Source organism: Pseudomonas sp. ERMR1:02 (assembly GCF_002277815.1).
Taxonomy (GTDB): Bacteria; Pseudomonadota; Gammaproteobacteria; order Pseudomonadales; family Pseudomonadaceae; genus Aquipseudomonas.
The window spans coordinates 17,493-44,010 of sequence record NZ_NKJI01000022.1 but is presented as its reverse complement, the minus strand read 5'-3'; the positions used below and the strand labels follow the sequence as shown (position 1 = coordinate 44,010).

General features: G+C 60.2%; 17 protein-coding genes and 9 pseudogenes. 15 read left to right on the top strand and 11 right to left on the bottom strand.

The window, feature by feature from the left end; translation table 11 throughout:
- Nucleotides 1-32 precede the first annotated feature (32 nt).
- From CES87_RS27120 to CES87_RS34610, 3 pseudogenes are all read right to left on the bottom strand, one after another.
- Nucleotides 33-1,707: pseudogene (locus CES87_RS27120) on the bottom strand (MFS transporter).
- A gap of 237 nt (nucleotides 1,708-1,944) precedes the next feature.
- Nucleotides 1,945-2,457 (bottom strand): annotated as a pseudogene (locus CES87_RS34615) (methyl-accepting chemotaxis protein); the annotation flags it as partial.
- Between the two features lie 345 nt (nucleotides 2,458-2,802).
- A pseudogene (locus CES87_RS34610) lies at nucleotides 2,803-3,873 on the bottom strand (HAMP domain-containing protein); the annotation flags it as partial.
- 535 nt (nucleotides 3,874-4,408) lie between these two features.
- On the opposite strand from CES87_RS34610, the gene CES87_RS27110 reads away from it, so the two are divergent.
- The 4 genes and pseudogenes from CES87_RS27110 to CES87_RS27100 all read left to right on the top strand — a co-directional run bounded on the left by CES87_RS27110 (nucleotide 4,409) and on the right by CES87_RS27100 (nucleotide 7,954).
- Nucleotides 4,409-5,725: a Na+/H+ antiporter family protein gene (locus tag CES87_RS27110; RefSeq protein ID WP_128608525.1), complete on the top strand. Its 1,317-nt coding sequence runs from the start codon at nucleotides 4,409-4,411 to the stop codon at nucleotides 5,723-5,725.
- 58 nt (nucleotides 5,726-5,783) lie between these two features.
- Nucleotides 5,784-6,716: pseudogene (locus CES87_RS34605) on the top strand (cache domain-containing protein); the annotation flags it as partial.
- A 36-nt stretch (nucleotides 6,717-6,752) separates the two neighbouring features.
- A complete protein-coding gene (locus CES87_RS34600) occupies nucleotides 6,753-7,574 on the top strand; it encodes a methyl-accepting chemotaxis protein (protein WP_371858270.1) in 822 nt (273 codons plus the stop codon).
- Between the two features lie 218 nt (nucleotides 7,575-7,792).
- Complete coding sequence (locus CES87_RS27100; protein ID WP_128608523.1) at nucleotides 7,793-7,954, top strand: metallothionein; 162 nt, start codon at nucleotides 7,793-7,795, stop codon at nucleotides 7,952-7,954.
- A gap of 59 nt (nucleotides 7,955-8,013) precedes the next feature.
- Here CES87_RS27100 and CES87_RS27095 read toward each other — a convergent pair whose 3' ends face one another.
- Complete coding sequence (locus tag CES87_RS27095) at nucleotides 8,014-8,241, bottom strand: DUF6555 family protein (protein ID WP_074880815.1); 228 nt, start codon at nucleotides 8,239-8,241, stop codon at nucleotides 8,014-8,016.
- A 148-nt stretch (nucleotides 8,242-8,389) separates the two neighbouring features.
- Between CES87_RS27095 and CES87_RS27090 the strand changes: the two genes are divergently transcribed.
- The 5 genes and pseudogenes from CES87_RS27090 to mnmH all read left to right on the top strand — a co-directional run bounded on the left by CES87_RS27090 (nucleotide 8,390) and on the right by mnmH (nucleotide 12,798).
- On the top strand, nucleotides 8,390-9,190 hold the full coding sequence (locus CES87_RS27090) for a helix-turn-helix domain-containing protein (protein WP_128608522.1): 801 nt from the start codon (nucleotides 8,390-8,392) through the stop codon (nucleotides 9,188-9,190).
- 170 nt (nucleotides 9,191-9,360) lie between these two features.
- Nucleotides 9,361-9,534 (top strand): DUF1427 family protein, encoded by a 174-nt coding sequence (locus CES87_RS27085; RefSeq protein WP_128608521.1) that lies wholly within the window; start codon nucleotides 9,361-9,363, stop codon nucleotides 9,532-9,534.
- 30 nt (nucleotides 9,535-9,564) lie between these two features.
- Nucleotides 9,565-10,520: pseudogene (locus CES87_RS27080) on the top strand (zinc-binding alcohol dehydrogenase family protein).
- Nucleotides 10,521-10,661: 141 nt separating this feature from the next.
- Complete coding sequence (gene selD / locus CES87_RS27075; RefSeq protein WP_128608520.1) at nucleotides 10,662-11,696, top strand: selenide, water dikinase SelD; 1,035 nt, start codon at nucleotides 10,662-10,664, stop codon at nucleotides 11,694-11,696.
- Nucleotides 11,696-12,798 (top strand): annotated as a pseudogene (gene mnmH, locus CES87_RS27070) (tRNA 2-selenouridine(34) synthase MnmH). Before selD ends, mnmH begins: the two are co-directional and overlap by 1 nt.
- Nucleotides 12,799-12,925: 127 nt before the next feature.
- Here mnmH and CES87_RS27065 read toward each other — a convergent pair.
- Nucleotides 12,926-13,600, bottom strand: a complete 675-nt coding sequence (locus tag CES87_RS27065) for a histidine phosphatase family protein (protein ID WP_128608519.1) — start codon at nucleotides 13,598-13,600, stop codon at nucleotides 12,926-12,928.
- A 367-nt stretch (nucleotides 13,601-13,967) separates the two neighbouring features.
- On the opposite strand from CES87_RS27065, the pseudogene CES87_RS27060 reads away from it, so the two are divergent.
- Nucleotides 13,968-14,677 (top strand): annotated as a pseudogene (locus tag CES87_RS27060) (glutathione binding-like protein).
- Between the two features lie 142 nt (nucleotides 14,678-14,819).
- On the opposite strand, the gene CES87_RS27055 reads toward CES87_RS27060, so the two are convergent.
- The gene (locus CES87_RS27055) at nucleotides 14,820-16,355 is read right to left on the bottom strand and encodes an FAD-dependent oxidoreductase (protein ID WP_128608518.1); all 1,536 of its coding nucleotides are present in this window, start codon (nucleotides 16,353-16,355) and stop codon (nucleotides 14,820-14,822) included.
- A gap of 248 nt (nucleotides 16,356-16,603) precedes the next feature.
- Here CES87_RS27055 and CES87_RS27045 point away from each other — a divergent pair, with 248 nt between their 5' ends.
- The gene (locus tag CES87_RS27045) at nucleotides 16,604-17,689 is read left to right on the top strand and encodes a DUF1615 domain-containing protein (RefSeq protein ID WP_128608517.1); all 1,086 of its coding nucleotides are present in this window, start codon (nucleotides 16,604-16,606) and stop codon (nucleotides 17,687-17,689) included.
- A gap of 78 nt (nucleotides 17,690-17,767) precedes the next feature.
- Here the strand turns inward: CES87_RS27045 and CES87_RS27040 are convergent, their stop codons facing one another.
- Nucleotides 17,768-18,172 (bottom strand): hypothetical protein, encoded by a 405-nt coding sequence (locus tag CES87_RS27040; RefSeq protein WP_128608516.1) that lies wholly within the window; start codon nucleotides 18,170-18,172, stop codon nucleotides 17,768-17,770.
- A gap of 218 nt (nucleotides 18,173-18,390) precedes the next feature.
- Here CES87_RS27040 and CES87_RS27035 point away from each other — a divergent pair, with 218 nt between their 5' ends.
- On the top strand, nucleotides 18,391-19,014 hold the full coding sequence (locus tag CES87_RS27035) for a glutathione S-transferase family protein (RefSeq protein WP_128608515.1): 624 nt from the start codon (nucleotides 18,391-18,393) through the stop codon (nucleotides 19,012-19,014).
- 146 nt (nucleotides 19,015-19,160) lie between these two features.
- On the opposite strand, the gene CES87_RS27030 is transcribed toward CES87_RS27035, so the two are convergent.
- Nucleotides 19,161-19,601, bottom strand: coding sequence for a CBS domain-containing protein (locus tag CES87_RS27030; protein ID WP_128608514.1), 441 nt, complete (start codon nucleotides 19,599-19,601; stop codon nucleotides 19,161-19,163).
- 270 nt (nucleotides 19,602-19,871) lie between these two features.
- Between CES87_RS27030 and CES87_RS27025 the strand changes: the two are divergent.
- A pseudogene (locus CES87_RS27025) lies at nucleotides 19,872-22,227 on the top strand (DNA polymerase II).
- Here the strand turns inward: CES87_RS27025 and CES87_RS27020 are convergent.
- Together CES87_RS27020 and CES87_RS27015 are read right to left on the bottom strand one after the other, a co-directional pair.
- Nucleotides 22,192-22,662, bottom strand: a complete 471-nt coding sequence (locus CES87_RS27020) for a DUF1810 domain-containing protein (RefSeq protein WP_128608513.1) — start codon at nucleotides 22,660-22,662, stop codon at nucleotides 22,192-22,194. The pseudogene CES87_RS27025 and the gene CES87_RS27020 overlap by 36 nt on opposite strands.
- 27 nt (nucleotides 22,663-22,689) lie before the next feature.
- Nucleotides 22,690-23,511, bottom strand: coding sequence for an aldo/keto reductase (locus tag CES87_RS27015; RefSeq protein ID WP_128608512.1), 822 nt, complete (start codon nucleotides 23,509-23,511; stop codon nucleotides 22,690-22,692).
- A gap of 788 nt (nucleotides 23,512-24,299) precedes the next feature.
- Here CES87_RS27015 and CES87_RS27010 point away from each other — a divergent pair.
- A complete protein-coding gene (locus CES87_RS27010) occupies nucleotides 24,300-24,980 on the top strand; it encodes a hypothetical protein (protein ID WP_128608511.1) in 681 nt (226 codons plus the stop codon).
- 217 nt (nucleotides 24,981-25,197) lie between these two features.
- Nucleotides 25,198-25,982, top strand: a pseudogene (locus tag CES87_RS27005) (sulfite exporter TauE/SafE family protein).
- A 20-nt stretch (nucleotides 25,983-26,002) separates the two neighbouring features.
- Here the strand turns inward: CES87_RS27005 and CES87_RS27000 are convergent.
- Entirely contained in the window at nucleotides 26,003-26,371 is a 369-nt protein-coding gene (locus tag CES87_RS27000) for a VOC family protein (protein WP_128608510.1), read from the bottom strand.
- Nucleotides 26,372-26,518 lie beyond the last annotated feature (147 nt).

Below are 26,518 nucleotides of genomic sequence, written 5' to 3'. Positions count from 1 at the left end.
TGGATTGTGTTAACCCTTAAGAGAGTGGGCAGTCACGTGTGATGAATCTCCCGATCCTTGGTTTCCGGCATGAAGAAAATCCCCAGAACGGCCGTCATCACCGCGATGACAATCGGGTACCACAGCCCGTAGTAGATATCCCCGTGGCCGCGACCATGGCGAATGCCACCGTCGGCAGGAAGCCGCCGAACCAGCCGTTGCCGATGTGGTAGGGCAGGGACATTGAGGTGTAGCGAATGCGCGCCGGGAACAGTTCCACCAGCCAGGCGGCGATCGGGCCGTAGACCATGGTCACGTAGATCACCAGGATCGTCAGGAGCAGCAGCACCATCGGGTAGTTGGTCTTGGCCGGGTCGGCCTTCTCGGGGTAGCCGGCATCCTTGAGAGCGGTGGCGAGCGTGGCGGTGAAAGCGTCGTTCTTCGTCTTGAAGTCGGCGGCCGGCATGCCGGTGCCCTCGAAGCTCTCGATCACTTTCTCGCCGATGCGCACCTGCGCAACGGTGCCGGGCTCGGCCTTCAGATTCTTATAGGGGATGGCCCGCTTCGCCAACACGGTTTTGGCCAGGTCGCAGGAGCTGGTGAATTTGGCCTTGCCTACCGGGTCGAACTGGAACGAACACTGGTCGGGATTGGCAATCACCGTGACCGGATTCTTCTCCTGCGCGATGAACACGTCGGGGTTACCGTATTGGGTCAGCGCATGAAAGATCGGGAAATACGTGACCGCCGCGAGGATGCAGCCGGCCATGATGATGCCCTTGCGACCGATGCGGTCCGACAGGCTGCCGAATATGACGAAGAACGGCGTGCCGATCAGCAGCGAACCGGCGATCAGCAGGTTGGCGGTCTGCGGGTCGATCTTCAGCGTCTGCAGCAAGAAGAACAGCGCGTAGAACTGCCCGGTGTACCAAACCACGGCTTGGCCGGCGGTACCGCCCAGCAGGGCCATGATCACTATCTTGAGGTTGTCCCAGCGGGCGAAGGACTCGGTCAGCGGCGCCTTGGAAGCCTTGCCTTCGGCCTTCATTTTCAGGAACACCGGTGACTCGCTCAGTTGCAGGCGGATGTACACCGAGACGATCAGCAGCAGGATCGACAGCAGGAACGGAATGCGCCAGCCCCACGCCTCGAAAGCTTCAGTACCGAGTACAGTGCGACAGGCGAGGATCACCAGCAGCGAAAGAACAGGCCGAGGGTCGCAGTGGTCTGAATCCACGAGGTGAAGTAGCCGCGCTTGCCTTTCGGCGCGTGTTCGGCCACGTAGGTCGCCGCACCGCCGTACTCACCGCCCAGGGCCAGGCCTTGCAACAGGCGCAGGCTGATCAGGATGATCGGCGCCGCCACGCCAATGGTTGCGTAGCCGGGCAGAAAACCCACCACCGCCGTTGAAATACCCATGATCACAATGGTGATAAGAAAGGTGTGTTTGCGCCCGATCATGTCACCCAGCCGGCCGAACACAATCGCCCCGAAGGGCCGCACGGCAAAGCCTGCGGCAAACGCGAGCAGGGCGAAGATGAAGGAAGTGGTCTCGTTGACACCGGCAAAGAAGTGCTTGGCGATGATCGCGGCGAGCGAGCCGTAGAGGTAGAAGTCGTACCATTCGAACACGGTGCCCAGGGAGGAAGCGAAAATAACCTTGCGCTCTTCCCTGGAGACCCCGTAGTGGGGCGCGCTGCCCGAGGTTGTGCCGTCGATAACCGCCATTAGAATTCTCCGTTGTTCTTGTTTTTGGACACGAACTGACGGCCTCACATCGCTGCAAGGTCTCTAAAAGCATAATCGGCTTTGGGTAGATATCCACTCGCCATCACGGCAGACGCAGAACCTGTAGGAGCGAGCATGCTCGCGATGGTCGTCAACGATAACGCGGGGAACCTGAATGCCCGCGGTGCCAGATCGTCCATCGCGAGCATGCTCGCTCCTACAGGGGGAGGGTGTGGGTTACACGCGGAACTGGTCCATCAACCTCTGCTGTTGATTGGCCAGGCTGTTGAGCGACTGACTGACCCGCGCCGATTCATTGGCCTGTCCCGACAGCGACTCGGTCACATCGCGAATGGTCGCCACGTTGTTATTGATCTCTTCGGCCACAGCACTTTGTTCTTCGGCGGCACTGGCGATCTGCAGGTTCATGTCACTGATCACGGTGACCGCGTCGCCGATCTGTCGCAGCGCCGTCACGGCCTGGCCGACCTGCTCGACGCTGCCCTGGGCCAGGCGATGGCTGTTGCCCATCGAACCCACCACATCCTGGGTACCGCTCTGCAATTGTTCGATCACCAGTCGGGTTTCTTCGACCGACTCCTGAGTGCGCCGCGCCAGATTGCGCACTTCATCGGCCACCACGGCAAAGCCGCGCCCGGCCTCACCGGCACGGGCCGCTTCGATCGCGGCGTTGAGCGCCAGCAGGTTGGTCTGTTCGGCGATGGCGCGGATCACTTCCAGTACCGAACCGATCTTCTCGCTGTTGGCGGCCAGACCTTCGACCTGGACCATCGCCGCGCTCATATCGGCGGCAAGGTTATCGATGCTGGTGGTGGTGCGGTCGATCACGGTCAGGCCCTGACGGGTTGCCTGATCGGCGTCGCGCGCGGCCTGGGCTGCCTGGGCTGCGCCGCGAGCGACGTCCTGCGCTGTGGCGCTCATTTCGTGTGAAGCGGTGGCGACCTGATCCACCTGACGGTATTGCTGCTCCATGCCGGCACTGGTCTGGGTGGCGATGGCGGATGACTGATCCGCTGTACTGCGCGCATCCTGCACCGAGCGTTTGACCTCGGCGATGATCGGTTGCAGCTTGTCGAGGAAACGGTTGAACCAGCCGGCCAACTGGCCCAGTTCATCCTTTTTGTCGTAGGCCAGGCGTCGGGTCAGGTCACCTTCGCCGCTGGCGATGTCTTCAAGCATATGCGCCACGCCGAGGATTGGTTTGGTCACGCTGCGGGCCATCAACCACACCAGCAACAGGCCGATCAACGCGGCCAGCACACCCAGGCCGAGTTCGGTCAGGGTGCCGGCGGTGTTGCTTTCATCCAGTTGCTTCTTCAGTGCTTCGGCAGGGCCGACCAGGACTTTCTCCGGCACATCGAGCAACACGCCCCAGGCTTTACCGCCGGGAATCGGCTGGAACGGCGCCAACACCTTGAGTTGATGATCGCTGTGCAGGCTGGTGATTTTGCTGGCGGCGGCGAGCATGCGCATCAGCTCGGCACCGCTGCGCTGGTCCACGGCCTCCAGGCGCTGGCTGAGCTTGCTGGCATCCGGGCTGTAGCCGGCGAGCAGACCGGCCGGGCTGACGATGCTGACGCTGGTCTGGCCGTCATAGAGTTTCTTGCTCGCGCTCTGGCTGACCGCTTGCAGGCTGTTGAGGTTGATGTCCACCGACAGCGAAGCGATGACCTTGCCGTTGACCATCAACGGGAAAACGATGCTGGTCATCAGCACGTTCTGGCCGTCAATCACATAGAAGTACGGTTCGATCACGCAGGGCTTGAGGCGGGTGCGTGGGCAGGTGAACCAGGCATTGGCCGCTTCGCCGCTGGGGCCGGTGCTGGTATCGGCGATGTCTTTTTCCGGCAGTGGCATGGAGGTCAGCTTTCCTGGCGTCGGTTGCGACCAGTACAAGGCAAAGCGCCCATTTTCATTGCTGCCGACGTCACTCTGGCCGGCGAATAGCTCGTCCTTGCCGTCTAGCCCGTTGGGTTCGAACACCAGGGACAGCCCAAGTAAATCCGGGTTGGCTTGCAGGGCCGACTTGACCTGGCGCGTCAGGTCTTCGCGCAGGTCGAAGGCATCGAGAAAGCGCTTCTCGGCCTGATCACGCAGAAACAGCACCTGCCGCGAAAAACCATGGCCATATTGATAGGCGTCCATGAACTGCTGGCGAATGCCCAGCGCCTGGTTTTCACCCTGGGACTCGATCCGCGCCTGGGCGGCTTCGGTCAACATCTCCATGCTCGAGGCTTTCACCAGTTCGGAGCTGTGCTCCATGCGATAAAGCGAAAGACCCACCAGCAGGGTCACGATGCCCGCCAGGCACAACCCGGCCAGTAGGGTGATTTTCCATTGAATGGAAAGTTGTCTGAGCGACATGGAGACGTCCTTTTATTCGATAAATATCTGAGACTTTGCACTGTAGCGGCCGGGATTTGGCTTTCTTTATCCCTCCCGTCGAATATCAAACACACTGTAGGAGCTGGCTTGCCAGCGAAGGGGCCTTCGGGAAGTGCGCCATTTTCAAGGCCGTCTTCGCTGGCAAGCCAGCTCCTACAGGGGACCGCGTTCGCTTTGACAAGGCGGTGATGCTGCGGCACAGTGCGCGCCCTCTAATAAAACCCATTCCTTAAATCCGCTGGCGGCTCTCGCAGACTGCCGGACGGAGTCTTTCCGTTTGTCTTGAGGTAACGAAATGAATGCAGTGATTGCCGCGGTCGGCATCATGCTGATACTCAGTTTGTCGCGCGTGCATGTGGTCATCGCGCTGATCGTCGGCGCGCTGGTGGGCGGCCTGACCGGAGGCCTGGGCATCGAGGCGACGCTCAAGGCCTTCAACAGCGGCCTGGGCGGCGGGGCGACGGTGGCATTGTCGTACGCGTTGCTCGGTGCTTTCGCCGTGGCCATTGCCAAGTCCGGCCTGGCCCACGCCCTGGCCGACAAGGCGCTGGCGATGGTCGACCGCCAGCACGCCACCGGTGGCGGTCAGGTCAAATGGCTGCTGATCGGCCTGCTCTGGGTGGTGGCCATTGCCTCGCAGAACATCTTGCCGATACATATCGCGTTCATTCCGTTGCTGGTGCCGCCACTTTTATACGTGCTGACCAAGTTGCAACTGGACCGCCGGTTGATCGCCTGCGTCATGACCTTCGGCCTGATCACCCCTTACATGTTCCTGCCGGTGGGCTTCGGCAACATCTTCCTCAATGAAATCCTGCTGGCCAACGTCGCCCGCAGCGGCGTGGACATCAGCGACATCAACGTCACCCATGCCATGGGCATTCCGGCGCTGGGCATGCTGGTCGGGCTCGGGGTGGCGTTTATCAGCTATCGCAAAAAACGTGTCTACGACCTGGAAAAGATCGAGCAAGTGGAACAGGTCGCAGTGCAATACAACCCGTTGAGTCTGATGGTCGCAGGCCTGGCCATCGCGGCGGCGTTCATTGTTCAGTTGCTGCTGGATTCGATGATCATCGGCGCGCTGGTGGGCTTCCTGATTTTTTCGCTGTCGGGCATCGTCAAGTGGCGTGATACCGATGACCTGTTCACCGAAGGCATGAAGATGATGGCGATGATCGGTTTCATCATGATCGCCGCTTCCGGGTTCGGCGAAGTGATCAAGGCCACTGGAGAAGTGCAGACACTGGTCGAAGCGTCGGCCGCGTGGATCGATCACAGTAAAGCCATTGGCGCGCTGATGATGTTGCTGGTGGGGCTGCTGGTGACCATGGGCATCGGCTCGTCGTTTTCCACGGTACCGATCCTGGCGGTGATTTTCGTGCCGTTGTGCATGCAGCTTGGCTTCAGCCCGATCGCCATCGTGTGCATCGTCGGCACCGCAGGCGCCCTCGGTGACGCCGGTTCGCCTGCCTCGGATTCCACTCTCGGCCCGACCTCCGGTCTGAACATCGACGGCCAGCATCACCACATCTGGGACACCGTGGTCCCGACCTTCCTGCACTACAACCTGCCGCTGCTGGCGTTTGGCTGGTTGGCGGCGATGGTCCTCTAACCAGGGAACCCTGTAGGAGCAAAGCTTGCTCGCGATAGCGGTGTACCAGTCGACATCAATGTTGAATCTCAGGACGCCATCGCCGGCAAGCCGTGCTCCTACAGTTTTTTGTTGGCGTGCCGTTAAAGCCTTTAACCACGACAATAAAATCAAAAGAGTGAACGTCATGCGCATGAGCCTGAAGGCTAAAGTCCTGTCCCTTGCCGTCCTCCCGGTGTTGCTCTTTGCTCTGGTCATCAGCCTGACGACGTTGTTCATCCTCCAGGGCCAGGCTCGTCACGAAGTCGAGGAAACCCGCGAGCGCCTGCTCAGCGATGCCAAGGCTACCCTGCAAAGCTACGTTGCCGTCGCCATGACCACGATCAAACCGCTGTACGACGCCGCCGCTCAGGGCGACGACGCAGCGCGCGCCCAGGCGATCAAGTTGCTGTCGAGCATCGCCTATGGCAAGGAAGGCTACTTCTTCGGCTACGATTCCAACACCGTGCGCCTGTTCAAGGCCAACAGTCCCGAAGGCGTGGGCCAGAGCTTCAGGGACAACCGCGATCCGAACGGGGTCTACTACAACCGCGACCTGGTGAAAGTCGCCAAAGACGGAACACATTACCTGCAATACACATCGACGCTGCCGGGCAATAACCAGGTATTGGTGCCCAAGCTCGGCTACACCGAATACCTGCCGAAGTGGGACATGGCGGTGGGTACCTCGGTCAATCTCGATGGCATTGAGGCGCAAGTGGCCGTGGTCCAAGACAAGGTTCAGGAGCGCATGCAAGGCGTGGTGCTGAGTATTGTCGGCGTGGCCGTGGTGGTGCTGTTGCTGATTGCCGCGGCGGGGATGCTGTTGGCCAATACCATTTTGCGTCCGCTGAACCTGATGAAAGCCAACCTCGACGACATCGCGGCGGGCGAGGGCGACCTGACCCGGCGTCTGACCATCACCAGCCAGGATGAGCTGGGCGAGCTGGCCGGTTCGTTCAACCGCTTTGTCGACAAGATCCACGGCCTAGTGCGCCAGATCACCGAAATGACCTCGCAACTGACCGGGCTGGTGAATCAGGTCTCCGACCAGGCCCACCGCTCGGACCAGGCCATGGAGCGTCAGCGGCACGAGACCGATCAGGTCGCCACGGCGATCAATGAAATGTCGGCCGCCGCCCAGGAAGTGGCCAAGAGCGCGCAAAACGCCGCGGTGGCCGCCCAGCAGACCGATGAAGAAGGCCAGGCCGCCAAGCGTGTGGTGGCCGGCAGCATCGTGAAGATTCATGCGCTGGTGGATGATATTCGCAGCAGTGGCGTGTCGTTGGACAGTCTGCAAAAAGACGTGTCGTCGATTGTCAGCGTGCTCGGGGTGATCCGCTCGATCGCCGATCAAACCAACCTGCTGGCGCTCAACGCGGCCATCGAAGCGGCCCGCGCCGGTGAAGCCGGGCGTGGTTTTGCGGTGGTGGCCGATGAAGTCCGGGCACTGGCCAGTCGCACGCAAATCAGCACCCAGGAAATCCAGGGCATGATCGACCGCTTGCAGGCCGGCACCCAGTCAGCGGTGGAAGCCATGCGCCGTTCCAGCGAGGCCGGTGACGGCACTTCGGCCCAGGCCAACGAAGCCGGCGCGTCCCTGGACACCATGGCGCAACTGATTGCCACCATCAATTCGATGAACGCACAGATCGCCAGTGCCGCTGAAGAGCAGACCGCTGTGGCTGAAGAGATCAATCGCAGCGTGCATCAGATTGCGGTGGCGGTGGATAACGTTGCCGGCGAGACTCAACTGGGTGCGCAGACATCGCGAAGCCTGGCTGATCTGGGGCAGCGGTTGGGCAGTCTGGTCGGGCAATTCCGGATCTGACAGACACTGCCTGACCTGTAGGAGCGAGCCTGCTCGCGATGGACGTCAACGATGACGCGGGCATCCTGAAAGCCCGCGGTGTCCTTGCGTCCATCGCGAGCAGGCTCGCTCCTACAGTTGATCTTCAACTTCAAAAGATCGCAGCCTGCGGCAGCTCCTACACTGTTAACACGGGTTGTTGTCCAGCCCCGACGACCACTACACAAGGAGTCAGCTCCATGACCGATGACCGTAAATGTGACTGTCCTAAATGCAACTGCAAGCTCGGTGAACATCCGATCGTGCGTCACGGCAAGCACTTTTGCTGTGAGGCTTGTGCCAAGCACCACGAGCACGGTGAAGAATGCGCCCATCAAGGTTGCAAGTGCGCCCATGGCTGATAGGGATCACGCACAGAACAACGGAGCCCGGTCGGGCTCCATCTCCAGGCTGCGAGGCGTCAGTTCGCCGGCCGCCATTTGACGTTTTCCACGCCGAACTTCTCTGCCATCGGCTTGCTGGTCTTTTGCACCTTTTCCCGGCCAAAGCGTGGAATCCTGCCGATTCCCGCGTCGCAACTCGCCCAATGCCAAGCCTCGGCGTTGTCCATTTTATCCAGGCGGATAATGAACGATTTGGGGGCGCCATGAAGGGTGTATTCGATGACGAAGAGTTTTGCATTGTTCATTTGGCCTGTATTCCTCCCTGTCGTAAATAAACGGATCGCTGGCCTCGCGGAAAATTCAGTCGGATTGGCAGACGGTTGCGTTCGCTGGCGGCAGGTGTAGCGTCTGGTTAACATGTAGCTTCCCCCCCAACCCCAATGATTATTGCCCATGGCTCTTGCCGCGCCACCCGATTTGAGTGACACCGATGTGCCCGTGCAACCGTTGGCGCGTACCTATCCGCGCGGGTTGTTCATCGAGCCGCACGAGCATGTCTGGGGGCAGTTACTGTATGCGATGAGCGGGGTGATGTGGGTCGAGACGCCCCACGAGGCACTGGTGGTGCCGCCGCAACGGGCCGTTTGGTTGCCGCCGGGCGTGCCCCACGGGATTCGCGTGGTTTCCGACCTGCAGATGCGCAACATCTACCTGCGACCCTCACTGGCTGCAACGCTTGATGACAATGTGCAGGTAATTGAAGTGGGCGGGCTGTTGCGCGAGTTGATCGTGGGTCTGGTGGAGCAGGGCAACGACGGTGCCCCGGAGTATTACGAGGCATTGGTGGGGCTGGCGCTGCTGGAGCTGAAGCGGGCCAGGCGTTCGCTGATGAGAATCGCGCTACCGGACGATTCCGACCGGCGTCTGATGAACCTGTGTCAGGCGGTCATGGCCCAGCCCTCGCTGGACATTCCCTTCGAACAACACGCCGAAAATGCCGGTGCCAGCGTGCGTACCTTGGCGCGGTTGTTCAAGGATGGCCTGGGTATGGGTTTCGCCGAGTGGCGGCGCCAGGTACAACTGGCGACGGCGGCGGCCGAGTTGATCCAGGGTGTGCCGGTCAGTGCCATCGCGCGGGAGTTGGGTTATTCCCCCAGCAGCTTCAGCGACATGTTCCGCCGCGAACTGGGTGTCGCGCCTTCGCAATTTGCCGCTGGCCCTTGTAGGAGCGAGCTCGCTCGCGATGGACGTTAACGATAACGCGTATTTTCTGGTTAAACGCGGTGTTTTGTAGTCCATCGCGAGCAGGCTCGCTCCTACAGGTCTTGCGGTAAATTGGCCGGAATTCAGAAGCGCTTGACCGTTGCTCGCCGGGACCACGATTTAGACTTTCAGGCATACCTCAATTGCCTACGGAGTCTGCCATGAGCTACTTCATTTCGCTGGTTATCGGTCTGAGCGTCGGTCTGCTCTACGGCGCCCTGGATTTTCGTTCACCCGCACCTCCGGCCATCGCGCTGATAGGCCTGCTCGGCATGCTGGCCGGGGAAAAGCTCTGGCCGATGGGCCGGCAACTGGTTGCGGGCTGGGTCTCCTGAACCCTGTTTATCTACTCGATGGAACCCCCCATGAAAGCACTACAGTTCGATAAAACCGGCGATCTCTCGGCCCTGCGCTATGTCGAGGTGCCAACCCCCGTTCCCGGCGCCGATGAAGTGCTGGTCGAGATCAAGGCGGCCGGCCTTAACCCAGCGATGTGAAAAACGTACTGGGACGCTTTCCCTACACCACCTTGCCGCGCATTCCCGGTCGTGACTTCGCCGGCATCGTCGTTGAGGGCCCGCAAGCGCTGATCGGCCAGCAGGTCTGGGGCACTGGCCGTGAGCTGGGCTTTTTCGCCGACGGCTCCCATGCGCAATTCGTCAAACTGCCGGCCAATGGCGTGGCCCTTAAACCCACACATTTGAGCTTCGCTCAAGCTGCCAGCCTTGGCGTGCCCTACACCACGGCGTGGGATGCGTTGGAGCGCAGCCTGGTGACGGCACAAACCCGGTTGCTGGTGATCGGCGGCGGGGCGGTAGGCAATGCCGCGCTGGCCTTGGCGAAAGTGCGTGGCGCCCAGGTGCTGGCGGCGGCGCGCCGGCCGGAGCAGGTCAAGGACTTGCAGGCCCAGGGTTATCAGACACTGCAACTCGATAAGCCCGAGGATTTGGGTGCACAGGTAAATGCCGTTTTCAGCGGTGGCGCTGACGTGATTTTCGACACCACCGGCTTCTGGCTGCCGGCCTCCGTCGCGGCACTTGCCGCGTTCGGGCGCATCGCCATCATCGCCGCACCGGTAGATGGCATGGTGCAGTTGCCGGCACTGGCGCTGTATCGCAAAGGCGGATCGGTGGTGGGTATCAACTCGTTGCTGTACGGCGTACAAGCCTGCGCGGCGATGCTCGATCAGTTCGGCAAATTCTTCGATCAGGATTTGCTGCCATTGCCACAAGGATTGTTCGAGTCGCCATTGGCCGAGGGGTTGGAGCGCTATGCGCAGGTGAATCAGGGTAGCGGCGATAAAGTGATTCTGCTGCCGTAACCCTGATCAATGTGGGAGCCGGGCTTGCTCGCGAAAGCGGTGTATCAATCGGCACATGCATTGACTGACACACCGCTTTCGCGAGCAAGCCCGCTCCCACAGGGCTAGAATCGGTCGCACCTATCCCAAGAGATCCATGCGATGAGCGAGCCGATTCGCCTGACCCAGTACAGCCATGGCGCTGGTTGCGGTTGCAAGATTTCCCCTCAGGTTCTGGAAGTGATTCTGGCCGGCAGCGGCGCGCAGAATCTGGACCCGAAGCTCTGGGTCGGCAACGCCTCGCGCGATGACGCGGCGGTCTATTCGATTGACGCAGAGCGCGGCGTGGTCTCGACCACCGACTTTTTCATGCCGATCGTCGACGATCCCTTCGATTTCGGCCGCATCGCCGCGACCAATGCCATCAGCGATATCTACGCCATGGGCGGCGACCCGTTGATGGCGATTGCGATTCTCGGTTGGCCGGTCAATGTGCTGGCGCCGGAGATTGCCCGCGAAGTGATTCGTGGCGGCCGTTCGGTGTGCGACGAGGCGGGCATTCCACTGGCTGGCGGACACTCCATCGACGCGCCGGAACCGATCTTCGGGCTGGCCGTCACCGGCCTGGTGGAAAAACGCCACATGAAGCGCAACGACACCGCCACCGCTGGCTGCTTGCTTTACCTGACCAAGCCCCTGGGCATCGGCATCCTTACCACCGCCGAAAAGAAGGGCAAGTTGCGCACCGCCGACATCGGCCTGGCGCGCGACTGGATGTGCACCCTGAACAAACCCGGCAGCCGCTTCGGCAAGCTCGACGGCGTGACGGCGATGACCGACGTTACCGGTTTCGGGCTGCTTGGGCATCTGGTGGAAATGGCTGATGGCAGCAAGCTGACCGCGCGTATCCGATACGACCGGGTGCCGCGTCTGCCGGGTGTCGAGTATTACCTCGAACAGGGCTGCATTCCCGGCGGCACCTTACGCAACTTCGACAGCTATGCCAGCAAGTTGGGGCGACTTCAGGAACTGCACAAACGCGTGCTGTGCGACCCGCAGACCAGTGGAGGTCTGCTGGTTGCGGTCACTCCCGAGGGCAATCAACAGTTCCTTGAAGTGGCCGCCGAACTGGGCCTGAACCTTGAACCCATCGGCGAACTGGTCGAACGACAGAGCCACGCCGTCGAGGTGTCCTGATGTCTGTCGAATGCGCCGACTACCGCAACATCTTCCTCAACGACCGGCCGATGATGGATGTCCGCGCGCCAGTCGAGTTTTCCAAGGGCGCTTTCCCCGGTGTGGTCAACCTGCCGCTGATGAACGATCACGAGCGGCAACGGGTCGGCACCTGCTTCAAGCAACAGGGTCAGCAAGCCGCTCTCGAGCTGGGTCATCAACTGGTGTCCGGCGCCGTCAAGGTCGAACGCCTCCAGGCCTGGGCGGACTTCGCCAGGGCGCATCCCGATGGGTTTTTGTATTGTTTTCGCGGCGGCTTGCGTTCGCAGATCGTCCAGCAGTGGCTCAAGGCCGAGGCGGGCATCGATTATCCCCGAGTCGCTGGCGGCTATAAGGCTATGCGTAATTTCCTGCTGGAGACGGTCGACCAAGCCATTGCCCAGTGCGATTTCGTGTTGCTCGGCGGCATGACCGGCACCGGGAAAACCGAAGTGCTCACGCAATTGCACAACGGGCTGGACCTTGAAGGTCACGCCAATCATCGCGGCTCCAGTTTCGGCAAACGTGCCACCGGCCAACCGTCCAATATCGACTTTGAGAATCGCCTGGCGGTGGACCTGCTGAAGAAGCGCGCCCACGGCATCGAACAATTCGTGCTGGAAGACGAGAACCGTGCGATCGGCCGTTGCGCATTGCCATTGCCGCTGTATCAGGGCATGCAGCAGTTTGCGATGGTCTGGCTCGAAGACAGCCTGCAAGGGCGGGTCGAACGGATCCTGCGTGATTACGTGGTGGACTTGTGTGCCGAGTTCATCCATGTGCATGGCGATGAAGGCTTTGTGCTGTTTTGCGAACGCATGCTCGCGAGCCTGGACAACGTACAGAAGCGCCTGGGCGGCGAGCGCCATCGACGGATGCTGGTATTGATGGAAGAGGCATTGGCGGAGCAAGGACGCAGCGGCGCGGTGGATTTGCACCGGGGCTGGATCGAGGGGTTGCTGGTTGAGTATTACGACCCGATGTACGCGTTTCAGCGGGAGAAGAAAGGGGTGCGGATCGAGTTTGCGGGGGAGCGGGGGCGGTTATCGAGTATTTGCGCGAGAGGGTGAGTCAGCGAGAGTGAGGTTGGTTTTGCCGGCCTCTTCGCGAGCAAGCCCGCTCCCACATTTGATCGCATTTTTCCAGAATGAATGCGGTTTAATGTGGGAGCGGGCTTGCTCGCGAAGGGGCCGGAACAGCCACCACAAAACTCAGATCGGGCAAGTCTGCGGCCCGTTATCCAGCCCTTGCTTGTAACTGCGGCTCACCAGGCTGGCCTTGCCGTTGTGCCAGGTCAGAGTCAGCACGTATAGCGAGTCGTAGTCGTTCGATTCCCAATCCTCGGTGATCGTCTGCTTCTGGCCGACGGCTTCCCCGGCGACCTTGTTGATCAGTGCCGGCAAATAACCATGGGACCAGGCGGTGTAGATGACCGAGTTGTGATACTTGTCGTGGAGCAGTTCTTCGGCCAGGTCGTCGGTGTCGTTGGCCGAGAACTCGATGTTCACCGGCAAGCCGAGCTTGATCGCGCTGGGGCTGATTGTCAGCAATGGACGCAGGTAACTGTAGGAGTTGTCCAGTTCGCCTTCCTCGACATTACGCGTCGGGTTGGCGGCAAATACATAATTGGCCTTGCCGAATTTTTCCGGCAGCAGGGTAGCCAGATCGATTGCGCGGTTCAGGCCCTGGCAATTGAGCTGGCCCAGGCCGCCGGCCGGCTTTTCCGCGTGGCGCAGGAACACCAGCGTCTGGGTGCCGTCCGCCGGCTGCGCGCGACTTTCGCGCGACTCCATCAACATGAACAACGCGCCGGCCGCCAGCAAGGCGGGCAGGAAAATATAGGCGCGATGTTTAAAGCGTTTGGCGAGTTTCAGAAAATTCGTCATGGACAAATGAGTTCTTCAGCGTGTTGGGTTAAGGCTGACATACCTTGACACCGCGAATTTCCTGCGTCGGGTGTTTTCCATGTCATTAAGCCAGTCCGTTTTCAAAGGGGCAGTGCTCAGAGTCCTCTGACGCCCATTTGGTTCTATTCCGGCCACGGGCGAAGCAATGTACCGGTAACCTTAAACGGTTGGTGTAAAGGTTATCGACAGGATATTGCGAAATTGTGGACACATTACACGCAATGGCGCGAAAGAGCGCTGTGATCTCTTTCGATCTTGACCATCAGCGATATTGATGGCGCCGGACGTCGCACCCCGCGTCATCTACATTATGATCGGCATTCTCAATTTCTCGTGGATCCTCCCCATGACCGATTTGTCTGCGTTCCCCATCACCCAAAAATGGCCGGCCCAGTATCCGGAGTGGATTCAGCTGTACTCCTTGCCGACCCCCAACGGCGTCAAGGTCTCGATCATGCTCGAAGAGATCGGTCTGCCCTATGAGCCTCACCGCGTAGGTTTTGACACCAACGATCAGATGTCCCCCGAATTCCTGTCGTTGAGCCCCAACAACAAGATCCCCGCCATCCTCGATCCCCACGGCCCGGGGGCCAGCCGTTACCGCTGTTCGAGTCCGGGGCGATTCTGATTTACCTGGCCGACAAGAGTGGGCAACTGCTGGCCCAGGAGTCGGCAGCACGCTACGAAACCATCCAGTGGCTGATGTTTCAGATGGGCGGGATAGGTCCGATGTTCGGCCAGCTCGGGTTCTTCAACAAATTCGCCGGCAAGGACTACGAAGACAAGCGTCCCCGAGATCGCTACGTTGAAGAAAGCAAGCGTTTGCTGGGTGTGCTCGATAAACGCCTGGAAGGTCGGGACTGGATCATGGGCGAGCGCTACACCATTGCCGATATCGCCACCCTTCCGTGGGTGCGCAACCTGATCGGCTTCTATGAGGCCGGCGATCTGGTGGGTATCCAGAACTTTCCTAACGTCACGCGGGTACTGGAACGTTTCCTGGAGCGACCGGCGGTGAAGCGCGGGCTGGAAATCCCGAAACCCCTCTCTAACTGATTTACGCAAAACCCTGTAGGAGCGAGCCTGCTCCGGGCGGCGTTCCGACGAAAAACCCGAGATCGCCGCGGGGTATCAGGCTAGCCGCGTTATCGTTGACGACCATCGCGAGCAGGCTCGCTCCTACAATGGACTGGTGTTTTCAGGACTTGCCGAAAAACGGCCGGATCCCGTGATCCCGGAAATACCGCTCGATCACCTTCGGATCGGAGCACGTTTCGGCAATAGCCACATATGTATCCGGCCGCAACAGATAAAAACCATTGCGCCCCAGGCCTGCCGATTCAAACGCCGGTCGCCAGTCGAACACATGCAGCGGCAGATGATGCTCGTGGCACCAGGCGATCATTTCGTCACTGGTGTCGCCATACACATGCACCTGCCAGGTCGGACACTTCAGCGGTTCGAAATTGTCCCCCTCGCCATCATGCGCCCAGGGCAGGCGGTCGCCGCCATGAACGTGCCCGGCAACGCCAGTGCTCAGGGGCATCCCACGGTAGTTCAGGGTGATCTGCGACACTGTGCGGAAGAGAAATTCGCGGGATGTTTCAAACGAGGCCATTTTCGGAATCAGGAATGGCGCCAGGCGTGTGCGCAACAAGTCGGCCATGCGTCCTTCGGCGGTGACGAACGTGAAGACCCGATCGGTGGTGGCCACCAGTTTGCGGGCAAACGCGATGCGTTCGGTTTCATAGGTGGCGAGCAATTGTGCCTCGGCGCCACCGCTCAGTACTGCCGCGAGTTTCCACGCCAGGTTGATTGCATCGCCAATCCCGGTGTTCATGCCCTGACCACCGGCGGGACTGTGCACATGAGCGGCGTCGCCCAGTAAAAACGCACGCCCGGTGCGGAAGTGATCCGCCACCCGATGATGCACGCGGTAGGTCGAGAACCAGTTCAGTTGCTCAATCTTGACGTTCATATGCTCGATGGCCCGGCCGCTGACGTCTTCGAATCGCAGGGTTTCGGCCTGTTTGGCGCGCTCGTCGCGTACCGTGCCGATCAAGCGTGCACGACCCTTGCTTGCCAGCGGGAACACCGCGAGGAAATCCGCTTCGTCGAGGTCCACATGCAGTTCACCGTTGAACGTCGGACCGCTGGCCTGCACATCGGCGACATAGAAAATCTGCTGATACGTGCCGCCGGGGAATCCGGTGTCCAAGGTCTTGCGCACGACCGAACGGGCGCCGTCGCAACCGGCCAGGTAACAGGCCTCGCAGTTTTCCTGCTGACCGTCGGGCAGGCGCAGCGTCGCGCTGATGCCATTGCCGATTTCCTCGAAACCAGTTAGTTCGGTGTCGCGTTCTACGGTAATGCCGAAAGTTTCGAGGCGATCGATCAACAGCCGTTCGTGTTCGTCCTGCGGATAGATTTCGAGGAACGCGTAAGGCGTCAGGCCTTCGCCGACGCGGCTCAGCGGCAAGCGTGCCACCGGCTCGCCCTTGACCCAGAAATTGGCCGCGGCCACTCGATGGCCGTTCTTGACGACGGCGTCGGCGAGGTCGAGCTGACGATACAACTCCAGCGTCCGCGCCTGCACGGCCAGCGCCCGCGACGTGGTACCGGGGGCTGAAGCCTTGTCGACAATGCGTACGCGAATGCCCTGTTTGCTCAGCCACAGCGCCAGTACCAGCCCGGTCGGGCCGGCGCCGATGATCAACACGTCGCTACGTTGCATGAGCCTTCCTCCTTGTTGAGTGGATCAAGTATGGTCCAAACATGCCGGGCAGCCAGGCTGTTTGCCCAAGGGCAAACCCCGTAGGAGCGAGCTTGCTCGCGATGCAATTGAAAGCGCCGCGCCCAGTCAGGGAGGGCGCGTTATCGTTGACGCCCATCGCGAGCGAGCTCGCTCCTACAGACAGTCATAGCCAGCGTCATGCCATCGGCCGTATGGTTGATTCGGCGCATCGAATGACCAGGAGCAACATGCCAACCCACCCATTAATCATGAGCATTGCCGCCTTGCTGGTGCTGGCCGGTTGCAGCAGCCAACGGACCCGTGAACCACCGGCGCGCACGCCCGCCGAGGTCAAGGCCGAAATCGTGCGCCTGCTGCCGGCCAAAGCCGTCGACCGCCAGGGCTGGGCCACGGACATCTATGCCGCGTTTGCCGCGCAGAAGATTGCGCCAACCACGCAAAATCTCTGTTCGGTACTGGCCGTCACCGAGCAGGAGTCGACCTTTCAGGCAGATCCCTCCGTGCCGGGCCTGGGCAAGATCGCCCGTGACGAAATCGACCGGCGCGCAGCCAAGGCGCACATCCCCGGCCTGTTGGTCAGCGGTGCATTGCAGGTTCGCTCACCCAATGGCAAAAGCTACAGCGACCGGCTGAATGCGGCACGCAGCGAAAAGGAACTGAGCGCGATTTTCGACGACTTCATCGGCATGGTGCCCATGGGCCAGACGTTATTTGCAGGCTTCAACCCGGTGCACACCGGGGGGCCGATGCAGGTCAGCATCGACTTTGCGCAGAAACAGGCGAAGAACTATCCCTACCCGGTGGAGGGTTCGATCCGCCATGAAGTCTTTACCCGCCGCGGCGGCATGTACTTCGGCATCGCGCACTTGCTGGGATATCCGGTGAGCTACCAACAACCGCTGTATCGCTTCGCCGATTTCAATGCCGGTTGGTACGCCAGTCGCAATGCCGCGTTCCAGAACGCCGTGAGCCGGGCCTCGGGCATTGCGTTGGCGCTGGATGGCGATCTGGTCCGCTATGACTCGATCATGCCTGGCACCACGGAACTGGCCGTGCGCACCCTTGGCAAGCAATTGGAGATGCGCAACTCGACGATCAGGGATCAATTGGAGGAGGGCAATACGCTGGGTTTCGAGAACACCAGGCTCTATGAGCGGGTCTTCGCCCTGGCCGAACAGGCTGAAGGCCGGCCACTGCCCCGTGCGGTGCTGCCGGGGATCGTGCTGCAAAGCCCGAAAATCACCCGAAAACTCACCACAGCGTGGTTTGCCAAACGGGTCGATGAGCGTTATCAGCGCTGCATGGCGCGTTGAACGGACCTGAATCAAGCATGAAAAAGCCCGGCTGATCAGGCCGGGCTTTTTGTTGGGTGCTGCGCTAAAGCGATTTGTTTATGCGACGGTGTTGCCGTGCAGGTGGTCGGAGCCATCGGCAGCGACGGTGTTGCCTTGCAGGTGGTCGGAGCCATCGGCAGCGACGGTGTTGCCTTGCAGGTGGTCAGAACCATCAGATGCAACGGTGTTGCCTTTCAGGTGGTCAGAACCATCGGCAGCAACGGTGTTGCCTTGCAGGTGATCAGAACCATCAGCAGCAACAGCGCGTTTTTCGAGCAGGCGATCAGAACCGCCTTCAGCCACACGATTCTGGATCAGACGATCCGAACCACCTTCAGCCACACGGCTTTCGATCAGACGATCCGAGCCGCCTTCAGCGACTACTGGTTGAGCAGAGGTAGCGGCGAAAGCGTTAACTGCGAAAACCGAGAAAGCGATGCTGAGGATGGTTTGGCGTTTCATGATCATGTGCTCCGGGGGTGTTATCAGTTGGTATGGAGCAGATGTTACGCCGCAGGATTTTTAAGAGAACTTCATTGACGTGATTGTGAACATCGACGGCATTGATAGGGCGCGTGGCCTACGCATAGTGAGCGTAATGATGCGGTCGTCGGATCGCCAAGGCGCGGTCGGTGGCTGCTTCTACACTGGTTAGCTGCGCAGTCAGCAAGGAGGTGTGCATGTACCAGCTTTACGGTTATCAAAACTCTGGCGCCGCGGCGATTGAGGCTGCACTTGTGCTGTGCGCGGTTCCCTTTCGCTTCATCGATGTCGAGGCGTCTGCCGAAGCGGCTCAGGATTTACACAAGCTCAATCCACTCAAGCAGATCCCGACGCTGCAATTGCCTGACGGCAGCATCCTGACCGAGAGCGCGGCAATCCTGATTCACCTCGGGCTGACGTTTCCCGAGTCGAACCTGCTGCCGGACAACCCTGCCGACCGCGACCAGGCCATACGCGGCCTGGTCTATATCGTCAGCAATTGTTACAGCGCCATTGGCGTCATCGATTACCCGGAACGCTGGCTGGCCGAAGGGGATGAAGCTTCGCGGCAAAACCTCATGGCCGGCAGCCGAGCGCGGCTGCATTGGAGTTGGGAAGTGTTTGCCGATCAGTTTTCGGCAGAGCTGTATCTGGATGACGAGACACCAGGCGCGCTGGACGTTCTGGCGGCGGTGATCACGCGGTGGGCGGGGAGCCGGGAGCATTTGCGCCGCACCCGACCGGGCTTTTCCGCTTGGCTGGAACGCATCGACCGACATCCGACACTGGCACCGGTCTTTGCCCGGCATTGGCCCGCCTGAACACCCAAAATGGCACTGTCCCGGCGGAACACCCCAAACCCTGTAGGAGCCGGCTTGCTGGCGAAGGCGGTGTATCAGTCAATACATGTGTCGACTGATACACCGCCTTCGCCAGCAAGCCGGCTCCTACAAGGGAGGACTTGGAGTTACTCCCCGCGAATGTACTGCTCCAACTGGCGAATCAGCTCGGCCTGTTCGGCGATGGCTTCCTTGACCAGGTCACCGATCGACAACAAGCCGATCAACTTGCCGTCTTCCACCACCGGCAGGTGACGCAGGCGCCTGTCGGACATGATGCCAAGGCAGGTATCGACGGTTTGATGGGTATCCACGGTGATCACCGGCGACACCATGATTTTGCTCACTGGTGTACCCACGGAAGAAAGGCCATGCAGCACCAGTTTGCGCGCGTAATCGCGTTCGCTGATGATGCCCACTACCTCGTCATTCTCCACCACCAGCAAGGCGCCGACGTTCTTTTCGGCCATCTTCATCAGCGCTTCGAGCACCATATGATCAGGTTTGATCTGGTGCACTTCCTGGTTTTTCTGATCTTTGAGCTTGAGCAGTTGCGCGACGGTTTTCATGGCGGTTTCCCGGGTATTGTCGTTGTCCTTGAAGGATCGTAGACCCAAGCGCGCAGGGCAAGGGCGAAAGCGGCAGATAACACGCAAAAAACGCCATTCGGCGGTTTTCTTGCTTAACCCTCAAAAGATCGCAGCCTTCGGCAGCTCCTACAGTAGAACGCATACCCCTGTAGGAGCTGCCGAAGGCTGCGATCTTTTAGAGGTTCGACTCTATCTCTATGGGATCACGCGTAGAATCAACAGCCTGAATCAAATCCGAGGTTTGCAGTGGTGGATTTACCCCAGGGCTTCGTCCTGACCCGGCATTGGCGCGATACCCCGGCGGGTACGGAAGTCGAGTTCTGGCTGGCGACCGACAGCGGTCCCCGGCGCATTCGCCTGCCTCATCAGCCGTCGGTGGCGTTCATTCCGGCCTGTCAGCGCGAGCAGGCCGAGACGCTGTTGCACGACGAAAAAAACGTCGAGCTGCGCACCCTGGCCCTTGAGGATTTCGAGCACCGCCCGGTGCTCGGTCTGTATTGCCGGCAGCACGGCCAGTTGATGCGTCTTGAGAGCGCGCTGCGCCGGGCCGGTGTCGAAGTGTACGAAGCCGACGTGCGCCCGCCGGAACGCTACATGATGGAGCGCTTCATCACCGCGCCGGTGCGTTTTGGCGGCACGCCGGGTGCCGAGGGCTGTTGCTCGACGCGCAGATGAAACCCGACCCTGACTATCGGCCGAACCTAAGACTGGTGTCGCTGGACATCGAAACCACTGCCCAGGGCGATTTGTACTCCATCGCGCTCGAAGGCTGCGGCGAGCGTCAGGTGTATATGCTCGGGCCGCCTAATGGCGACGACAGCCAGGTGGATTTCCAGCTCGAATACTGCGAGTCGCGAACCCTGCTGCTGAAAAAACTCAACGACTGGTTCGCCCGGCATGACCCCGACGCGCTCATCGGCTGGAACGTTGTGCAGTTCGACCTGCGGGTGTTGCACGAACACGCCCGGCGCCTGGGCGTGCCGTTGAAACTGGGGCGTGGCGGTGAGGAAATGCAGTGGCGTGAACATGGTAACGGCAACCATTACTTTGCATCCGCCGCCGGCCGGCTGATCATCGACGGCATCGAAGCCCTGCGTTCGGCGACCTGGAGCTTCCCTCGTTCAGCCTGGAAAACGTCGCGCAAACCCTGCTCGGCGAGGGCAAGTCCATCGACAACCCTACCAGCGCATGGACGAAATCAACCGTATGTTCGCCGAGGACAAACCGGCGCTGGCCAAGTACAACCTCAAGGACTGTGAGCTGGTCACGCGGATCTTCGCCCAGACCCAGTTGCTGACTTTTTTACTTGAGCGGGCCAGTGTCACCGGTCTGCCGGCCGATCGCATGGGCGGTTCGGTGGCGGCGTTCACTCACCTCTACATGCCGTTAATGCATCGTCAGGGTTTCGTCGCGCCAAACCTCGGCGGGCGTCCGCCGCAAGCCAGCCCTGGCGGTTTTGTCATGGATTCGCAACCGGGGCTGTACGAATCGGTGCTGGTGTTCGACTACAAGAGCCTCTACCCCTCGATCATCCGCACGTTCCTCATCGACCCGGTGGGCCTGATCGAAGGTCTCAGGCATCCAGACAACGCCGACTCGGTGCCGGGCTTTCGCGGGGCACGGTTTTCCCGCACCCGGCATTGCCTGCCCTCCATCGTTGCCCGGGTCGCCGAAGGCCGGGAAACCGCCAAGCGCGAGCACAATGCGCCGCTGTCCCAGGCACTGAAGATCATCATGAACGCGTTCTACGGTGTCCTCGGCTCCAGCGGCTGCCGTTTTTTCGATACGCGTCTGGCGTCGTCCATTACCTTGCGCGGCCATGAAATCATGCTGCGCACCCGCCAGTTGATCGAGGCTCAGGGACACACAGTGATTTATGGCGACACCGACTCGACCTTCGTCTGGCTGCGTCGCGCCACGGCCAACAGGAAGCCGCGCAGATCGGCAAAGCTTTGGTGGATCACGTCAACCAGTGGTGGCGCGAGCACGTGCGTCAAGAGTATGGGCTGGAGAGTGCCTTGGAGTTGCAGTACGAAACTCACTACAAGCGTTTCCTGATGCCGACCATTCGCGGTGCGGAGGAGGGCAGCAAGAAGCGTTATGCGGGGCTGGTCACTCGCGCCGATGGCACTGACGAGATGATCTACAAAGGCCTGGAAACCGTGCGTACCGACTGGTCGCCACTGGCCCGGCAATTCCAGCAGGAGCTGTACCTGCGAATCTTCCAGCGCAAGCCTTATCAAGACTACGTGCGCGACTACGTGGCCAAGACCCTGGCCGGCGAATTCGACGAGCGCCTGATTTACCGCAAGCGCCTTCGCCGCACGCTCGACGACTACCAGCGCAACGTCCCGCCTCATGTGCGGGCGGCGCGCATCGCCGACGATTACAACGACCGGCAGGGCCGTCCGCGGCAGTACCAGAACGGTGGCTGGATCAGCTACGTGATCAGCGTCGCCGGCCCCGAGCCGCTGGAAACCCGTAGCGCACCATCGATTACGATCACTACATCACCAAGCAACTGCAACCGGTGGCGGATGCGATCCTGCCGTTTGTCGATGACGACTTCTCAACGCTGATTGGGGGGCAACTGGGCTTGTTTTGAGTCCAGCAGCGACAACGTCCAGTCGTCCAGAATGCCGTGAAAATACCGGTTCAGGGCTTGATGAAATGGACTGTCGTCCGAGGCGACCTGGGCGAACAGGGTCATCGATGAATGAAATTTCAGGTCGTCCGGATGGCCGAAAATCGCCGCCACCGAACGCTGCTGGGTGTTCAGCACTTCCTGGGTGCAGGTGCGCAACCGGGCACCCAACAAGGGGTGCTCAAGGTAGGCCTGTGCTTCTTCGCGGGTGCGGATCGCGTACCGTCGGGACATTTCGCTGTCACCCAGCCCGGCGAACTGTGGAAAGACGAACCACATCCAGTGACTGCGCTTGTGGCCGGCATTGAGTTCGGCCTGAACACGGTCGAACACCGCGTCTTGCGCCTGGATAAAGCGTTGCAGGTTAAAGGCGTCCGGTTGATCGGTGCTTCTCATGACGAAGCCCTCTGACAGCGTGATGGCTCAGACCATGGCCAACCGCTGCTTGCGTTTGGGCGCGTGAAACGCTTGGTCCAGCGCCTCCAGATCCCCGGCTTCAAGCTGCAATCCGGCGGCTTGGGCGTTAAGTCGCACATGCGCAGGAAGAACCGCTTTGGGGATGGCGATCACACCATTGTGGCGCAGCAGCCAGGCCAGCGATACCTGCGCAGGCGTCACGCCATGGCGTGCGGCCACCTGCTTTAGCGTGGCATTGACCAGCATCTGCCCACCCTGGCCGATTGGGCAGTAGGCCATAACGGGCATCATGTGTTGCTGGCACCAGGGCAGCAAATCAAATTCTATCCCCCGTTCCTCCAGGTTGTAGAGCACCTGATTGGTGGCGCAGGCCGGGGTGCTCAGTTCCTGCAAATCGTCGACGTCGAAATTGGACACGCCCCAACGGCCGATCTTGCCGGTTTCGCGCAGGCGTTCGAAGGCTTCGACGGTTTCTTCCAGCGGATATTGGCCGCGCCAGTGCAGCAGGTACAGGTCGATGTGATCGGTACCGAGCCGCTTCAGGCTGCGTTCGCAGGCCTGGGGGATGCCTTGGCGGCTGGCGTTGTGCGGGTAGACCTTGCTGACCAGGAAGACCTCGTCGCGCTGGCCGGCGATGGCTTGGGCCACGACTTCCTCGGCGCCGCCTTCGGCGTACATTTCGGCGGTGTCGATGAGGGTCATGCCCAGTTCGATGCCTTGGCGTAAGGCTGCGACTTCTTCTTTGTGGCGGGATTGGTCTTCGCCCATTTGCCAGGTGCCTTGGCCGATGACGGGCACCTGGGTGCCGGCCAGTTGCAGAGTTCGCATGGTTGAATCCCTTTACTCAGTATTGTGGTTGGCATCAGGATAGCCCTCGGGTTCCGTCTTGGCGGCCTTATAGCCGACCAAACTGTTTTTTGGGGTGTGTACATATCCGTTGCTGAGGTAACGGCCACTTATGGTTTCGCCCTGACGGTCGAGTCCCTTTTGGCAAACGCCCCAAAAGGAACCAAAAGGTCTCGCCCAGGCGTCCGGCCCCTCGCTGGGGCTCGGCGTTCCTTCGCTCCGGCATCCATCCGGGGACACTGCCCTCCGGTTGGCTTCGCTGCACCTACATGCAGCGTGTTCGACTGCGTCGAACGGCGCTGCGCGCCAATCCCCGGATGAACACCTCCACTCAGCCTCCCGAGGGGCGGGTGGATCAAGATCAAGAGCTGCAGGCGAGCTAACGCTCGGCCTGTTGAGTGGTGAAAAGCGTGGGCACGCCAATCAGCTTTTGTAGGAGCGAGGCTTGCCCGCGAAGGCGGCCTGACAGCCGACCAATTTCTTGCAGATGTCCCCGATCCAACTGTAGGAGTGAGCCTGCTCGCGATAGCGACCTTTCAGTCGACCAATCCTTTTCGGCTGTACCCAATCCTCAAACACTACACTTTGTCGATCCTTTCCCATGCCGATGATCGATTGATCACCGCCAACACTGCACTTTTCCAAAATGACCGGCTCTATCCATAGCCGTTGCGGCGAATCCCGCCGCACAGGAATGTGTCTGCCCAATCCCTTATGGTTCGAGTGTTGCCCTTAACCCTGCCCGAATTCACCTGTTAGCCGGTCTGTTACTGCTTTGTGCCAGCGGTTGCAGCCAGCAGCCCGGAAACGATTTGGTCACCCAGTTGCGCGACGCAAAACCCCAGGAGTTCCTGCAAACCAGCGTCGACCGCATGGCCACGCTGACCATGCGCGACAACCTCGACAGCCTCTATTTGCTGATGAGTAAGCTCTACCTGCGCAACCCGGACGAATTGAAAAAGTCCGGTTTCCTCGACGCCCGTACCGCTGGCAAGCAAGTGCGCATGGCGATTGAACAGCAACAGCCGTTACCCACCTTGGGCGGCAAAAAGGACCTGGCGGCGCTTCGTTTTGCCATGAGTCCAGAGTTTCTTGGCGACCGGATCGGTGCGTTCATTTATGCCATCGGCAGCATGCTGGTCACCGCCCACGGCAATCGCCTGGAGTTCTATATGACGGACGCGATCAACCCGACGTTCGTCAGCAACGCGGCGCGCAACATCGAAATCGCCACCTGGATATTGAGCCAGCGGCAGAACAAGGAAGGCCAGCCCATGCTGTTCTCCAACGAAATCTCGGAGGAGGGCAGCAACCTGAGTTTTGCCGTGGAGTTCGGCAAGATCGTCGCGCGGCTGGACCTTCTGACCCAGATGCTCGATGAGCGCTACCGGAGGATCGGCCTGAATTACGCGCAGAGCCTGTTGTTCCTGAATTTCTTGCCGGTGCAATGAGAACGCCACAAATCCCTGTGGGAGCGGGCTTGCTCGCGAAAAGCGGCATATCAGTCGGCACATGTATTGGCTGACACACCGCTTTCGCGAGCAAGCCCGCTCCCACAGGGTGATTTGGTATTTAGGCATAAAGATAGATCGCATCGATATAAGTGGTTATAAGAAAAATCGCTATGCTGCGGGCCATATTTTCCCTGCGGTCTATGTGGACGTATCAATGGATTTAGTGAACATCGGGTTGGTTGTTGCCGGGCTGGTCGTGGGCTTCATCGTCGGCATGACGGGCGTGGGTGGCGGGTCGTTGATGACGCCTATCCTTCTGGGCTTCGGCATCAACCCGGCAACGGCGGTCGGCACCGATCTGCTGTACGCGGCCATCACCAAGTCCAGCGGCGTGCTGGTTCACAAAAAGAACAACAACATCGACTGGGCGATTACCGGTTGGCTGACCCTCGGCAGTGTGCCGGCGGTGGCATTGACGTTGTGGTTCCTGAGCAGTCTGAACGAAGCGCCCGATGCGATGAACGCGATCATCAAACAGGCGCTGGGCTTCGTCCTGTTTGCCACGGCGCTGGCGATCCTGTTCAAGAAACGCCTGCTCGATTTCGCTCACAAACGCGCCGGTGGCAACTACAAGCCGAGCGGTAAGCGCTTGAATGTGATGACAGTGATCACCGGTCTGGTCCTGGGCACCATGGTTGCGCTGACTTCTATCGGCGCCGGCGCCCTGGGCACTGTGGCGTTGTTCATTCTCTATCCGCTGCTGCCGACCCGCCGCCTGGTGGGCACGGAAATCGCCCACGCCGTCCCCTGACCCTGGTCGCCGGTCTTGGCCATGCAAGCATGGGCAACATGGATTGGCACGTGCTGGGTTACTTGCTGGTCGGTTCGCTGCCGGGGATTTACCTGGGTAGCCACCTGACCGGGCGCATCTCTGACGAACTGTTGCGTCCTTGCCTGGCAACCATGCTGGTATTGATCGGTTACAAACTGGCGTTCTAATGCAATACAGGACGCCAGCTTCATTCGCGGGTGAAGATTTCCAGCAGATGTCCGTCCGGATCATCGAAATACACCCGCTGCCCACCCGCATAATCATTGACCTCCTTCGGCCGCTGCTTACCGGGATCGGCCCACCACGGCAGCCCGCTCGCTTGTAGCCGCGCGAAGGCATTGTCGAAGTCGTCATCGTCGAGCAAAAACGCGTAATGCTGCGAGGCTATCGGCGGGTCGTTGTCGTAAAAGTCCAGCGATACACCGTTATCGAATTTGACCACCAGCATTGGCCCGAAAGGTTGTGGGGTGGGCAAACCGAGCAGGTCGGCGAGAAAACTGGCCGAGGCCTGCTTGTCGCGGCACCAGACGATGGTGTGGTTCAACCGGGCGCTCATGGCGTGGTCCTCAGGGCGTATCAGAAGTGTCTGTATGAGACCTGAGATTAGCCCAGCCTATTGCGCAATGACCGCCCTGACCTAAGCTTGGGTCAAGGCAAAGAACATTTGCGGAGCGTCACCCGGAACGTTCGCCGCGATGCGCAA

Bases quoted from the DNA above. Each gene is read 5' to 3' on its own strand.
- CES87_RS27045 (WP_128608517.1), top strand. From the start codon at position 16,604: ATGCCAACCCACCCATTAATCATGAGCATTGCCGCCTTGCTGGTGCTG.
- CES87_RS27020 (WP_128608513.1), bottom strand. From the start codon at position 22,662: ATGAGAAGCACCGATCAACCGGACGCCTTTAACCTGCAACGCTTTATC.
- CES87_RS27055 (WP_128608518.1), bottom strand. From the start codon at position 16,355: ATGCAACGTAGCGACGTGTTGATCATCGGCGCCGGCCCGACCGGGCTG.
- CES87_RS27035 (WP_128608515.1), top strand. From the start codon at position 18,391: ATGTACCAGCTTTACGGTTATCAAAACTCTGGCGCCGCGGCGATTGAG.
- CES87_RS27085 (WP_128608521.1), top strand. From the start codon at position 9,361: ATGAGCTACTTCATTTCGCTGGTTATCGGTCTGAGCGTCGGTCTGCTC.
- CES87_RS27095 (WP_074880815.1), bottom strand. From the start codon at position 8,241: ATGAACAATGCAAAACTCTTCGTCATCGAATACACCCTTCATGGCGCC.
- CES87_RS27030 (WP_128608514.1), bottom strand. From the start codon at position 19,601: ATGAAAACCGTCGCGCAACTGCTCAAGCTCAAAGATCAGAAAAACCAG.
- CES87_RS27110 (WP_128608525.1), top strand. From the start codon at position 4,409: ATGAATGCAGTGATTGCCGCGGTCGGCATCATGCTGATACTCAGTTTG.
- CES87_RS27090 (WP_128608522.1), top strand. From the start codon at position 8,390: ATGGCTCTTGCCGCGCCACCCGATTTGAGTGACACCGATGTGCCCGTG.
- CES87_RS27040 (WP_128608516.1), bottom strand. From the start codon at position 18,172: ATGAAACGCCAAACCATCCTCAGCATCGCTTTCTCGGTTTTCGCAGTT.
- CES87_RS27015 (WP_128608512.1), bottom strand. From the start codon at position 23,511: ATGCGAACTCTGCAACTGGCCGGCACCCAGGTGCCCGTCATCGGCCAA.
- selD (WP_128608520.1), top strand. From the start codon at position 10,662: ATGAGCGAGCCGATTCGCCTGACCCAGTACAGCCATGGCGCTGGTTGC.
- CES87_RS27000 (WP_128608510.1), bottom strand. From the start codon at position 26,371: ATGAGCGCCCGGTTGAACCACACCATCGTCTGGTGCCGCGACAAGCAG.
- CES87_RS34600 (WP_371858270.1), top strand. From the start codon at position 6,753: ATGACCTCGCAACTGACCGGGCTGGTGAATCAGGTCTCCGACCAGGCC.
- CES87_RS27100 (WP_128608523.1), top strand. From the start codon at position 7,793: ATGACCGATGACCGTAAATGTGACTGTCCTAAATGCAACTGCAAGCTC.
- CES87_RS27065 (WP_128608519.1), bottom strand. From the start codon at position 13,600: ATGACGAATTTTCTGAAACTCGCCAAACGCTTTAAACATCGCGCCTAT.